Genomic DNA, 12964 nt, shown 5'->3' with positions numbered 1-12964 from the left:
CCCACCCACCCGGCCAGCCCCCAGGAAGCAGGCATTCCGCGACCAAGCCACGAGGGGCTGCGCCGTTGGCTGGAAACTACGGCCACCAGCCACGCCCGAACCGGGCGAAATGATCGGCCGCCCGTTCAAACGGGTTGCGCGCACTCACCCCGCCGCACAGCAGGTATACCGGCAGGTACAGCGGGCCCAGCACCATGTACTGGTACACGTGCGCACGTTCGTGATCATCCAGCCGGATCAGCGGTTCCACGCCCCACCCCGCCTGATGCGCATAGGTGCGGCAGGAAATGCCCAGGTCATGGCCGGTATGCAGGATCACGTTCCCCAGCGTGATCGCCCCGCCTGGCCCCCACGGCCAGCGGTCGAACACCAGCGCACAGTCGCGCGCGCTCCAACGCAATGACGCGCCGCCGAGCATGCCGGCCAGGCCGCCAATCAGGCCGAGCAGCGAATTGGGCAACGTCCATGCTGCGCCCAGCATCTGCAGCGCACGCAGCCACAGCGGCCAGGGTCGGGCGGCCGTGTTCAATCGGCCTCGTTCGGCATCAGCAGCCACAGGATCAGGTAGATCAGAATGCCGGGGAAGGCGGCCGAGCCAATCGATATCAGCACGAACACGATCCGCACCAGCGTGGGGTTCCAGCCGAAGCGGTGGGCGATGCCGCCCATCACGCCGGCGATCATGCGATCGTTCAATGAGCGCGACAGCGTCTTGGGCGTGGTGTTCATGGCAGCGGCTCCGGGAAACGGACAAGGCAGTCGAGCATGGCTGGACTCTACACCGCCCCGATGTCTACGGCGTGCGGTGGCGCAGGGCCTGCAGGCGTGCGCCGAACCAGGTGGCTGCGGTCTGTTCAGGCTGACCCGGGCACTGGATGCGGTAAGGCTTGCCGCTCATGCTGCTCTGGCTGGCGGCGCGCTCGATGAACTGCTCGGCGCTGTCCACCATGTCCTTCTTCAGCAGGTAGTCGTACTTGCGCTGCAGATGGGCGCGCGCATCGCTGCCGTCGTACCAGCTGCCATTGCGCTGGAACCGGCACTGCGAGCCGTCCAGGCTGGCGATCAACTGGGCGATCTCCCGCCGTGCATCCGCACTGGGTGCGGCCTGGGCAAGTGGCGCTGCCAGCAGTACCGCAAGAATCAGCAAAATCCGGTACGTCATCATCCCTCCAAGTCAGTCGAGCAGGGCCCGACTCTACAGGTCGCGCGCCTTCAGCCAGCCATCGATCGTGGCCGGCACTTCGCGCTGCGCGCGGCCGGACACGTAGATACCAATATGGCCACCGCGGAAACTGGACTCGGTGTAGTCATCCGTACCCAGGCGCCCGCGCATCGCGCGCGAGGCGTCCGGCGGCACCAGATGATCCTGCTCGGCGTAGATGTTCAACACCGGCAGCGTCACCTGCGACAGATCCACCGTTTCCTCGCCGATCCGTACCGTGCCCTTCATCAGGCCATTGGCCTGGTAGAACTGCTTGATGAAATCGCGGAACGCCTCGCCCGCCAGGTCCGGCGAATCGAAGATCCACTTTTCCATGCGCAGGAAGTCCTCCAGCGCCGCCTTGTCATCGAGGATGTCGAGCAGGCCGACGTACTTCTGCACGTTCAGGCGGAATGGCTTGAGCATCAGGTAGCTGGCATTCATCAGGTCGGCCGGGATGTTGCCCAGCGTGTCGACCAGCAGGTCCACGTCCACCTGCCGCGCCCAGTGCGAGAGCATGTTGTCGGCGGTCTGGAAATCGACCGGGGTGACCATGGTGATCAGCTTGCCCAGCTTCTGCCGGCGCAGCGCCGCGTAGCACAGCGCGAACACGCCACCCTGGCAGATGCCGAGCAGGTCGACCGGGCTACCACTGCGCGCACGCAGCGCATCCACCGCGCCGTCGATGTAGCGCAGCAGGTAGTCCTCCAGGGTCTGGAAGCGCTCCGAGCGATCCGGGTAGCCCCAGTCCAGCACGTAGACGTCCTGACCCAGCGCCAACAGCTTCTGCACCAGGGAGCGGTCGGCCTGCAGGTCGACCATGTACGGCCGGTTGACCAGCGCGTACACGATCAGCAGCGGCGTGCGCCGGGTCGGCGCCTGTTCGCCGACGAAGCGGTACAGCACCACCTTGCCGTCGCGCCAGACTTCCTCGCGCGCGGTCACGCCATAGTCCACGTCTTCCACCTGCGGCAGCAGCTTCAGCCCCTCCATCAGCTTGCGCTGCATGGCCAGGGTCTCCTGCATCAGGTCATCGGCGTTGAAGCCCAACGGTCCCTTCATCGGTCACGCGCCCGTGAGGAGGTGCGAGATTGGGGCTTTTTCGCAGCCGCCTTTTTTGCAGGCGCCTTCGTTGCCGGTGCGGTCTTCTTCGCGGCCTTGCGCGCGGCAGGCTTCACTTTTGCCGGCGCCGGCTGCGCAACCGGATCGACCGCAGCGGTTCCGGCCTGCACTGCCACCTGCGCCTGCAGGCGGCGCAGGCTGCGCTCCAGCTCGGCGATGCGGCGGTGTGCGGCATCCATCTCGCTGCGGGTCGGCAGGCCGATACGTTCACTCATCTGTTCCACCTCGCGCTGCAGGCCGGCACGCAGACGCATCTGCGCGTTGCCCAGCGAGGCGTACACCTGCTGGAACGGTTCGGACATGGCGACCTTGGCGTAGGCCTCCTCGGCCACTTCGATCCACAGGTCGAACATCGCGCGGGCGCTGGTCAGCTGGCTGCCCGGCTGTTCATGCTCGGCCAGGCGCTGCTCGAACAACGCAAAGGCCTCGTCCAGTGCCCGCTTGATCAGGTCGACATAGGCGCGCGAATGCTGCTGGTATTCTTCCTGCGCACGCAGCAGGGCCTGCCAGCGCGCCTGGTGCCCGCGGCCGGGGCCGAATGCCGGGCTCTGCAGCCACGGGCCCGCCTGCAGCTGGAACTGCTGCAGCCATGCGGCGAATTCGGGCACGGCGGCGCCGGCGTGGGTGCTGCCACGGGCCCCTTGCAGCATCCATTGCAGCATGCCATCGCCCTGCCCCTGCACCGCCTCACGCCAGGCCTGGGCCACATCGGCACTGCTGGCGTCGCGGCCGGCAAACCGAGCGGCGACCTCTTGCATGGTGCCGTACCAGCTCCCGGCCTGTTCGCGGAACCGGCGCACGGCATCTTCCGGCGCGCCGGGCGCCTGTTCGGGCAACAGCTGGCCCCACCAGTCGAACAGCCGTTGCCAGCTGCCGGGGTCGTCACCGGCCGGTGCGCCGGGCGTGCCCGCGTGGCGCAGGGCATCGCCCCAGGCGCCGAAGTACTGCCGGGCCAGGGTCTCGAAATCACTGCTGCCGGCGTCGTGGGCCGAGCTGGTCATCGCAGGCCTCCGCAGGGCTGGCTCATGGCTTGGGAATGCGCAGGGTCTTGCTGATCATCAGCGACCCGGACAGGGCGAACAGCAGCACCATCGGGTGCAGCTGCCACGGACCGATCTGCCACTGGCCGAACCAGATGTTCTGGCCGATGGCATCGGTACCGGCGGCGATCGCCAGCACGATCACCAGCACCAGGCTGGTCGGGATAGGGGTGCCTTCAAAATACGTGACCTTGCCCTCGTCGCCGGTCATTGCCTCGGCGGTGACGTTGTAGCGCGCCAGGCGGCTGACGCCACAGCAGACGAAATAGCTCAGCACCAGCCAGTCCCAGCCGCCCTGCATGCCACATGCATAGGCCAGCGCCGCCGGCGCGACGCCGAACGAGATCACGTCGGACAGCGAATCCAGCTCGCGCCCCAGGGTGGAGCTGGACTTGCGCCAGCGCGCGATGCGGCCGTCGAGGGCGTCGAAGATGAAGGCCAGCGGTATCAGCGCCATGCCGAACAGCAGGTAGCCGCGCTCGCCGTCCTGCAGGAAGCGCATTGCGGCAAACACCGCACCGGTGCCGCAGAAAGCATTGGCCAAGGTGAACCAGTCGGCCAGCTGGAATTCGCGCAGCATCGAGAAGTGACGTTTCATGGGGTCTCACGGAGCATCGAGGCCCACAGGTTACCGCGAGCGCCGCTGCCGGCGACAGCGCCGGCAGGCCGCGGCCTTCACTGCTCCCTCACGCACCCTCACCGGCGGTGAATTTTTCGCCACCCATCTTGACAGCCTAGGGGGGTGGCGCCTGTCGCGGCTTATCCACAAAGTTGCCCACGCGTAATCCACACCCCCTGTGGACAACCAGATCTCACCGACTGCGACGGTGGACATTTCCTCATCACCCTGTCGCGGGGTTTCCCTACTTCCCAAGTTGCAGGGTCGGCGCTATGGTCACCGGCGGACCCGCCGCCGCCACGTCCGAAATTCTGCAACGGACGATGATGATGCTGGATGCTCCGACCCTGGCCGCACAGCTGCGGCAGCCTCATGGCGAGGCCGCGTTGGCGGTCGCTGATTCAATGAACCGCAGCAACGGCGCGCTCAACTTGGCCGCGATCGGACTGCTGGCCGTCAGCGCTGGCGAGCGCGTCCTGGAGGTGGGCCCGGGCAATGCGGCCTTCGCACCTCTGATGCTGCGGGCCGCCGGCAGCCACTATCTGGGCATCGAGTTGTCTGCGGCCATGGTCGAGGCCGGCATCCAGCGGCTGGCCAGCGCCGGGTTGGCCGAGCGCGCGGCGATGCGACACGGCGACGCCCATGCACTGCCGGTTGCCGATGCCACGATGGATGCGGCGCTGGCGGTCAACACCCTGTACTTCTGGCCGCACCTGGCACCAGTGCTGGACGAGCTGGCGCGGGTACTGCGCCGGGGCGGCCGCCTGTGCCTGGCCTTTGGCGATGCCAGCTTCATGCGCAGCCTGCCGTTTGCTGCCGATTTCCAGCTGCATGAGCTGGACGCGGTGGAGTTGGCCCTGCGCGTGTCGGGCTTCCGCGTTTCGGCCTGGCGCAGCCACCGGGAATCCGCGGCCGGCAATGACGGCCAGACCCGCGAAAAGCACTTCCACCTGCTGTTGGCACAGCGGCGCTGAAGCTGCCCGCCTGACCGAGTGGTAGAGCCGGCCGCTGGCCGGCTGCCCCGACGATTCCGGATTGCCGGCAAGCGGCCGGCACTACCCAGCCTGCACCCGCCTCCAGCGAGCAAAACAGAGCACCTGCATCACCAGCATGGCCAGCAACCCCAGCGGCCACGCCCACCACAGCCCGGCCAGTCCGTGCCGGGACTGCAGCCACATCGCCAGTGGCAGCTCCAGCAGCAATACGGCCGCCATGCCCAGCAACGCCGGCAACAACACCGTGCCACCGCCTCGCATCACTCCGACCAGCACCGCGCTGCCTCCCATCGCCAGCACGCCCCACACCACGGTGCGCAAATGCTGCGTGGCCAGTTCGCGCGCGTCGGTCGCCGCCAGGATCAGGCCAGTCAACCAGGGCGCCAGCGCCACAACCAGCATCACCACCCCGCTCAGTATCGCCAGTCCAAGCAGCACGCCGGTGCGGGCGATGGCGGGCAGCCGTGCCGTACGTCCCGCCCCCAGCGCATGCGCGGCGAGGATGGTGGCGGTGATGCCCAGCGACATCGCAGGCAGCTGCACCCAGCTCATCAACTGATTGACCGCGCCGTAGGCGGCCGTGGCGGTATAGCCGTGGCGATTGATCCAGCCCAGCAGCACGATCTCGGCCACGGCCAGACTGAGCATCTGCAGCGAGGACGGTACGCCGATGCGTAGCATCGGACGGATGAGTGCTCCATCGAAACGGATCGCTCGCAGCAACTCATGCCCCGGTGCCAACGGGTGCCCCATCCGCTGCCACCGCCACATCAGCCAGGCCAGGGCCAGCAGCGAGGCGAGCGCCGCCGAGACTGCCGCACTGGCTGCGCCCAGCTGCGGCAGGCCGGCCCAGCCCAGGATCAGCAGCGGCGTGCACAGCAGGCCGACCACCGTGGCCAGCAGCAGCGCATGCAGCGGCGTCTTCGCATCGCCCACCGCGCGGCTCACCGCAGTGGCCAGCCACAGCAGGAAGAACACCGGTACCGCCAGCAGCAGGATACGGGCATAGACGATGGATTCGCCGACGATCGGGGCCGGCGTACCGAGTGCCACCAGCAGCTCTGGAGCGAAACCGCCGCCCACGACCATCACCAGCACCGACATGAGCAGGATCAGCGCCACCGCGCTGCCAGCCACAGCGCGCGCCTGCTGCGGCCGGCCCGCGCCCCAGGCCTGGCCGATCAGCACCATCGCACCGGTGGCCAGGCCCATTACCAGGGCCAACAGCAGGAAGAAGACCGGGAAGAACGCTGCGGCGGCAGCCACCGCCTGCGTCCCCAGCAGATGGCCGAGGTAGATGTTGTCCAGCGTGCCTGCGGCAAGCTGCAGCGCATTGGTCAGCAGCATCGGCAGCAGCAGGGCCAGGTAGGTGCGCCACAGACGCGGCGCGACCAGGGGCGTGGGATGTACAGGGGAGTTCATGGGGTTCTCTGGGCAAGGCGCTGCCCTGCCCGGCGTTTCCACCAGCAAAGCAAGCACAGGGGACCGGGCCGTGGCCCGCGATCAGGTGGCGCCGCCGTTCAACGACGGCGCGATGGATCAGCCGTCAGCGCTGTCGAACGCCAGACGCAGGGCGTGGTCGCGCACATCCCTGGGCCAGGAATGCAGCACCGCTTCCAGGCCCGCACGGTCGTGCGCGAACAGCACGCGGATGGCCTCCTCGAAGCCCGGCAGGTCGCCGGCGATGGTCTGCAGGAAGTGATAGGCGCGTTCGGCATCGCGACGCCGGCGGTCCTTGTCCGCACCGGCGCGGCTGGCCGTCTCCACCAGTTTTCGCAATGCCACCGAGGCGCCGCCCGGCTGCTCGGCCAGCCAGGCCCAATGGCGCGGCAGCAAGGTCACTTCACGGGCGACCACGCCCAGCTTGGGGCGGCCACGGCCACGCGGGGTCGCAGCGTCTTCGGCAGTGATTTCGGCATCCGCCTCGTCAGAGGGGGGAAACGCTTCGGTTACCCGCGCCAGCAGTTCCTCGTCACTGCCGCGCGTATCGAAATCGCGGGTGCGACCGGTGGCGTTGTCGAACACTAGCAATGGTCCGGCAGCGTTGTCGGCGCGCAGCCGCTTGAGCGCCAGTGCCGCCACTTCCGGGCTGCCGCAGGCAACGAGGCGATGGCCGTCGAAACAACTGAAAGGAGGGAGTCGGGACGCAGGCATGGCAATGGCATCAGAGGTGATGCGCGAATATTGCCCGGGTAATTTATGACTGTCAATATTGCCCGGGTATTAATCGACCAAAAGAGCGTGCCAACCCAGATTGGCACTCCCCGGAATGGTTGCCACCTCCCCGATTCACCGGGTCACAGCCGGCTGTAGGACCAACTGACCATGCGCCCGTCCTTGTACGGCATAACCCCGTGGAACGGGCGCGGGTCGGCGTCGAACACCAGCGGCAGGAAGTTGCGGTCGCCCTCCCACATCGGCAGCGTGTCCAGCTTGTCCAGGTCCACCCACTCCAGCGTGCCCTCATGGTTGCCGCCGTGCGGGGTGCCTTCGAAACTGTCGATGACGAACACGAAGCCCAGCCAGTCCTCACCGTGCTTGCCAAATCCCGGCCAGCTGATGGTGCCGCGCAGGCGCATGCCGGTGCAGTCGATGCCGGCTTCCTCGGCGATCTCGCGACGCATGCCTGCCGCGACGTCTTCAGTCGGTTCGATCTTGCCACCCAGCCCGTTGTACTTGCCCAGATGATGGTCACCGGGACGGGTATTGCGATGGATCATCAGCACCTGGCGACGATCGGGCGACAGCACGTAGCCCAGGGTGGCGACGATCGGGGTGTACGGCATGGGCAGCATCCAGCGGCAGGTGAGCCGTGGATTATGGCCGATCAGCGCACCAGCGACAGGCGGCGTTCGGCGGGCGCCGCGACGCCATCGGCATCGCGGCGCAGCGTGGCCACGCCGTGGCCCCGCTCGGCCAGGTACTCCAGCCACTTGCCGAGGAAGGTGTTCATCCGCATGCGGTGGCTGATCAGCTCCGCCGGCGGCGGGTACAGCCCGATGGTGTCCTGCCAGCGGCGGCCGACGTAGCAGTGGGTGGTCTCGGCCTGGCGCGCGTCACGGTACAGGCGAACATAGGCCGATGGATCAGGCTCGCCAGTGACCGGGTCGGCCAGATCGTAGGTCAGCCGCAGTTCCACCGTGTAGCGGTGGCACTCGATCACGTCCAGGCGAACGTCCAGGCCATCGCCGACCGAGGAGACGTAGCTACCCGTCGTCAGTCCAGCCGGTTCGAACAGGCGCACCAGATGGCGGTAGTTCTCCGCGTACAGACCCATGAGCCAGCTCAGCCGGCTCAGGCGGGGAATGCGTTCGGTACGGGGCAAGGCTCGGGCCATGGGTCGATCCTACACGTTGGTGCTTCAACGTGGGGGCGGGATCACCCCGACCAAAGGGGCTCGGTATCGACCAACGGTCGATACCCACCGTGCAGGAGGGTCGATGCCCCAGCGCAGGAGGGTCATCACCCCGGAGGTAGGCCACGACCGTTGGTCGTGGCGCACGGATCAATACAGCTCGCGCTGCAGCCCCAGCGTGGCCAGCACCTTGCTGGAAATCTCCTCGATCGAGGTATGCGTGGTGCTCAGGGTCGGAATCCGCTCCATGCGGAACATGGTCTCGGCCGCGGCCACCTCGCGCTTGCAGGTGTCCAGGTTGGCGTAGCGCGAGTTCGGGCGGCGCTCCTGGCGGATCTGCTGCAGGCGGTCCGGGTCGATGGTCAACCCGAACAGCTTGCGTCGGTAGTTGCGCAGGCGCGGCGGCAGGCGGTCGCTTTCCAGGTCCTCGTCGGTCAACGGGTAGTTGGCCGCGCGCACCCCGTAATGCAGGGCCAGGTAGATGCAGGTGGGCGTCTTGCCGGCGCGCGACACCGCCACCAGGATCACGTCGGCATCGTCGTAGTTCACCGCAATGCCATCGTCATGGGTCAGGGCGAAGTTCATCGCGTTGATGCGGCGGTGGTAGGTATCGAAATCGACCATGCCGTGGGCCTGGCCGACCCGGGCCAGGCGCGGGCTGGCCAGTTCACGCTCCAGGGGCTCGATGAACGGCGCGAACACATCCAGCATCAGCGCCCCGCTGTCGGCCAGGATCAGGCTCAGGCTCTGGTCCACGCAGGAGTTCACCACGATCGGCCGGGCCTGGTAGCGCTCACCTGCCGCCTGGATCCGGGCGCAGGCTTCACGCGCTTTTTCGGGGTCGTCGACAAACGACATTCGGTCGGTAATGAAGCTGAATCCGGAGAACTGGGTCAGCAGGCTATGCCCAATGGTTTCAGCGGTGATACCGGTTCCATCGGAAACGTAGAACACCGGACGGATGGTCGACATGCGCGCTTTTACCCCCTACGAAGCTTAAAAAGGCCGCCAGCACAAGCTTGTGCCGACGGTGCTCTGCCCGGCATCATATCGGCTTCTTCCTACGGACGCGGCCACTCAGCCCGCCTCGGGCGATGGCCAAACGGAGCATCGCGCTTGAACGAGAACATCCTGTGGTTGCACGAACTGCGTCTGGCCGATCTGGCCCGCGTAGGCGGCAAGAATTCGTCCCTGGGCGAGATGATCGGCAACCTGGCCGGTCTGGGCGTTTCGGTGCCGGGCGGTTATGCCACCACCGCTGAAGCCTTCAAGGACTTCATCGCGCACAACGACCTGTCCAAGCGCATCTTCGACAGGCTGGCCACGCTGGACGTCGAGGACGTCAATGCGCTGACCGCCGCCGGCAAGGAAATCCGCGGCTGGGTAATCGACGCCCCGCTGCAGCCGCAGCTGGACCAGGACATCCGCACCGCCTACGCCAAGCTGAGCGCCGAGAATGGCGGCGGCGACGTTGCCGTGGCCGTGCGTTCGTCTGCCACCGCCGAGGATCTGCCGGATGCGTCCTTCGCCGGACAGCAGGAAACCTTCCTCAACGTGACCGGTGCCGACGACGTGGTGCACAAGGTCAAGGAAGTGTTCGCCTCGCTGTACAACGACCGCGCCATCGCCTACCGCGTGCACCACGGTTTCAAGCATGAGGACGTTTTCCTGTCCGCCGGCGTGCAGCTGATGGTGCGTTCGGGCGTCGGCTCCTCCGGCGTGCTGTTCACCCTGGACACCGAGTCCGGCTTCCGCGACGTGGTGTTCGTCACCTCCTCGTTCGGCCTGGGCGAGATGGTCGTGCAGGGCGCGGTCAATCCGGACGAATACTACGTCTACAAGCCCACCCTGCAGGCCGGCAAGCCGGCGATCCTGCGCCGCTCGCTCGGCAGCAAGGCGATCCGCATGGTGTATTCGGATGTCCCCGGTGAGCGCGTCCGTATTGAAGACACCCCGGCCGAACTGCGCACCACCTTCTCGATCAGCGACGAGGACGTGCAGGAACTGGCCAAGCAGGCGCTGGTCATCGAAAAGCACTACGGCCGCCCGATGGACATCGAGTGGGCCAAGGACGGTGTCAGCGGCAAGCTGTTCATCGTGCAGGCGCGCCCGGAAACGGTGAAGTCGCGCAGCCACGCCACCCAGATCGAGCGCTTCGCGCTGACCGAGAAGGGCGGCAAGGTGCTGGCCGAGGGCCGTGCCGTCGGCGCCAAGATCGGTTCGGGCGTGGCCCGCGTGGTGAAGACGCTGGACGACATGAACCGCGTGCAGCCGGGCGACGTGCTGATCGCCGACATGACCGATCCCGATTGGGAACCGGTGATGAAGCGCGCCTCGGCCATCGTCACCAACCGCGGTGGCCGCACCTGCCACGCCGCGATCATCGCGCGCGAGCTGGGCGTGCCAGCCGTGGTTGGTTCGGGCAACGCCACCCAGGTCATCGAGGATGGCCAGCTGGTCACCGTCAGCTGCGCTGAAGGCGATACCGGCTTCATCTACGAAGGCAAGCTCGGCTTTGAACGCACCACGACCGATCTGGGCAACATGCCGCCGGCCCCGCTGAAGATCATGATGAACGTGGCCAACCCGGAACGTGCCTTCGACTTCGGTCAGCTGCCGAACGCCGGCATCGGCCTGGCCCGCCTGGAAATGATCATCGCCAGCCACATCGGCATCCATCCGAATGCGCTGCTGGAATACGACCGCCAGGACGCCGCGACCAAGAAGAAGATCGACGAGAAGATCGCCGGCTACGGTGATCCGGTCAGCTTCTACGTGGACCGCCTGGCCGAAGGCATCGCCACCCTCACCGCCTCGGTTGCACCGAACCCGGTGATCGTGCGCCTGTCGGACTTCAAGTCCAACGAGTACGCCAACCTGATCGGCGGCAGCAACTACGAGCCGCACGAAGAGAACCCGATGATCGGCTTCCGCGGCGCCAGCCGTTACGTCGACCCGAGCTTCTCGGCCGCCTTCGCGCTGGAGTGCAAGGCCGTGCTGCGCGTGCGCAACGAAATGGGCCTGGACAACCTGTGGGTCATGATTCCGTTCGTACGCACCCTGGAAGAAGGCCGCAAGGTCGTCGAGGTGCTGGAACAGAACGGCCTGAAGCAGGGCGAGAACGGCCTGAAGATCATCATGATGTGCGAAGTGCCGTCCAACGCACTGCTCGCCGATGAGTTCCTGGAGATCTTCGACGGCTTCTCGATCGGCTCCAACGACCTGACCCAGCTGAGCCTGGGCCTGGACCGCGACTCGTCGATCGTCGCGCACCTGTTCGACGAACGGAACCCGGCAGTGAAGAAGCTGCTGTCGATGGCGATCAAGGCAGCACGTGCCAAGGGCAAGTACGTTGGCATCTGCGGCCAGGGCCCGTCCGATCACCCCGATCTGGCCGAATGGCTGATGCAGGAAGGCATCGAGTCGGTGTCGCTGAACCCGGACACCGTGGTTGATACCTGGCTGCGCCTGGCCAAGCTGAAGGCCAACGGCTGATGCCGTGATGGGCTGACGTCGCTTTCATCGACGTCCGCCCATACTGCTGCTGCACGCAAGCCCCGCCTCTGCGGGGCTTGCTGTTTCTGGCGTCCGCGCACGCCCTGCCCCACGCAGACATCGCTACGCAACAAAGGACTTCCGCATGATCGCCGCCGCACCTCCCACCCCCGCCCCCGCCGCAACGCCCTGGTTCCACTCGCTCAACTGGGAGCGCCTGCTGGAAACCTACGGTGTGCCGTTACTGGCCGCCATCGTGGTGCTGCTGGTGGGCCTGTGGGTGGCGCGTCGCCTGTCCAACGCGATGCCGCGCGCCACAGCGCGCATGGGCGTGGACCCGATGCTGGGCAGCTTCCTGCGCAACGTGGTGTACGCCGCATCGCTGGTGATCGTGGTGGTGCTGGCCATCGGCACGCTGGGCGTGCAGATCACGCCGCTGCTGGCCGTGCTCGGCACCGCCGGCCTGGCCGTTGGCCTTGCCCTGAAGGATTCGCTGTCCAACATCGCCTCGGGCGTGATGCTGGTGACGCTGCGACCGTTCCGCGTCGGCGATGTGGTGACCGTGGCCGGGCAGACCGGCACGGTGCGCGAAGTGCGCATTTTCCAGACCGTCATCACCGGTGCCGACAACCAGCACACCACCATTCCGAACACGCTGATCACCGCCGCGCCGATTATCAACCTGACCGCCGAGCCGACCCGCCGCGTCGAACTGGTAATCGGCATCGGCTACGAGGACAACATCCAGCTGGCACGCGACACCGCGCTGGCGCTGATGAAGGCGGACCCGCGCGTGCTGCAGACGCCGGCACCGGACGTGGTGGTGTACGAGTTGGGGGCGCATGCGATCAACCTCGGCATCCGCTGCTACGTGAAGTCGGCCGACTGGTTCGGCACCAAGGTCACGCTGCTGGAGCAGCTGAAGCTGGGCTATGACAAGGCCGGCATCAACATTCCGTATCCGCAGCAGGACATGCACCTGTACCTGCATGGAAAGGATGGCAGCGTGGTGGAGGCCGACGCGCTGGTGCGCGACAAGCCCTGATCCATCCCCGGGCTGCCGGCCAGCGGCCGGCACTACCCCCGCCGCCTGACTGAAATGCCGGCCAGCGGCCGGCACTACCCCCTCGCCGCCTG

At 66.8% G+C, this 12964-nt stretch carries 14 protein-coding genes; 3 read left to right on the top strand and 11 right to left on the bottom strand.

Features of this window, described 5'->3' with window-relative positions; genetic code table 11:
- Positions 1-76 precede the first annotated feature (76 nt).
- The 6 genes from ACTXG9_RS16580 to ACTXG9_RS16555 form a co-directional block, all read right to left on the bottom strand.
- The gene (locus tag ACTXG9_RS16580; protein WP_019660259.1) at positions 77-529 is read right to left on the bottom strand and encodes a hypothetical protein; all 453 of its coding nucleotides are present in this window, start codon (positions 527-529) and stop codon (positions 77-79) included.
- Positions 526-729 carry a PspC domain-containing protein gene (locus tag ACTXG9_RS16575; RefSeq protein ID WP_058981420.1) on the bottom strand — a complete coding sequence of 68 codons (204 nt, stop codon included), beginning with the start codon at positions 727-729 and terminating at the stop codon, positions 526-528. Before ACTXG9_RS16575 ends, ACTXG9_RS16580 begins: the two co-directional genes overlap by 4 nt.
- A 64-nt stretch (positions 730-793) precedes the next feature.
- Complete coding sequence (locus tag ACTXG9_RS16570; protein ID WP_026347052.1) at positions 794-1162, bottom strand: YfeK family protein; 369 nt, start codon at positions 1160-1162, stop codon at positions 794-796.
- A 33-nt stretch (positions 1163-1195) separates the two neighbouring features.
- Positions 1196-2263 carry a class III poly(R)-hydroxyalkanoic acid synthase subunit PhaC gene (gene phaC, locus ACTXG9_RS16565; protein WP_227853059.1) on the bottom strand — a complete coding sequence of 356 codons (1068 nt, stop codon included), beginning with the start codon at positions 2261-2263 and terminating at the stop codon, positions 1196-1198.
- Entirely contained in the window at positions 2260-3324 is a 1065-nt protein-coding gene (gene phaE, locus ACTXG9_RS16560; RefSeq protein WP_456115801.1) for a class III poly(R)-hydroxyalkanoic acid synthase subunit PhaE, read from the bottom strand. Before phaE ends, phaC begins: the two co-directional genes overlap by 4 nt.
- A 22-nt stretch (positions 3325-3346) precedes the next feature.
- Complete coding sequence (locus tag ACTXG9_RS16555; protein ID WP_019660264.1) at positions 3347-3961, bottom strand: CDP-alcohol phosphatidyltransferase family protein; 615 nt, start codon at positions 3959-3961, stop codon at positions 3347-3349.
- 344 nt (positions 3962-4305) lie between these two features.
- Here ACTXG9_RS16555 and ACTXG9_RS16550 point away from each other — a divergent pair, with 344 nt between their 5' ends.
- Complete coding sequence (locus ACTXG9_RS16550) at positions 4306-4956, top strand: class I SAM-dependent methyltransferase (protein ID WP_197575816.1); 651 nt, start codon at positions 4306-4308, stop codon at positions 4954-4956.
- 81 nt (positions 4957-5037) lie between these two features.
- On the opposite strand, the gene ACTXG9_RS16545 is transcribed toward ACTXG9_RS16550, so the two are convergent.
- The 5 genes from ACTXG9_RS16545 to ppsR form a co-directional block, all read right to left on the bottom strand.
- Positions 5038-6399, bottom strand: coding sequence for an MATE family efflux transporter (locus ACTXG9_RS16545; RefSeq protein ID WP_456115800.1), 1362 nt, complete (start codon positions 6397-6399; stop codon positions 5038-5040).
- Between the two features lie 117 nt (positions 6400-6516).
- A complete protein-coding gene (locus tag ACTXG9_RS16540) occupies positions 6517-7131 on the bottom strand; it encodes a DUF2239 family protein (RefSeq protein ID WP_021202814.1) in 615 nt (204 codons plus the stop codon).
- A 143-nt stretch (positions 7132-7274) separates the two neighbouring features.
- Complete coding sequence (locus ACTXG9_RS16535; RefSeq protein ID WP_005410095.1) at positions 7275-7763, bottom strand: NUDIX hydrolase; 489 nt, start codon at positions 7761-7763, stop codon at positions 7275-7277.
- A 41-nt stretch (positions 7764-7804) separates the two neighbouring features.
- Complete coding sequence (locus ACTXG9_RS16530; protein WP_188250189.1) at positions 7805-8314, bottom strand: DUF1249 domain-containing protein; 510 nt, start codon at positions 8312-8314, stop codon at positions 7805-7807.
- A 168-nt stretch (positions 8315-8482) separates the two neighbouring features.
- Positions 8483-9304: a posphoenolpyruvate synthetase regulatory kinase/phosphorylase PpsR gene (gene ppsR, locus ACTXG9_RS16525; RefSeq protein WP_188218772.1), complete on the bottom strand. Its 822-nt coding sequence runs from the start codon at positions 9302-9304 to the stop codon at positions 8483-8485.
- A gap of 144 nt (positions 9305-9448) precedes the next feature.
- On the opposite strand from ppsR, the gene ppsA reads away from it, so the two are divergent.
- Positions 9449-11827, top strand: coding sequence for a phosphoenolpyruvate synthase (ppsA, locus tag ACTXG9_RS16520; protein WP_235647810.1), 2379 nt, complete (start codon positions 9449-9451; stop codon positions 11825-11827).
- A 145-nt stretch (positions 11828-11972) separates the two neighbouring features.
- Complete coding sequence (locus ACTXG9_RS16515) at positions 11973-12872, top strand: mechanosensitive ion channel family protein (RefSeq protein WP_456115799.1); 900 nt, start codon at positions 11973-11975, stop codon at positions 12870-12872.
- Positions 12873-12964 lie beyond the last annotated feature (92 nt).

The sequence above is a fragment of the Stenotrophomonas maltophilia group sp. LNF247 genome, from assembly GCF_054083135.1.
This window is presented reverse-complemented; position numbering and strand designations above follow the sequence as displayed.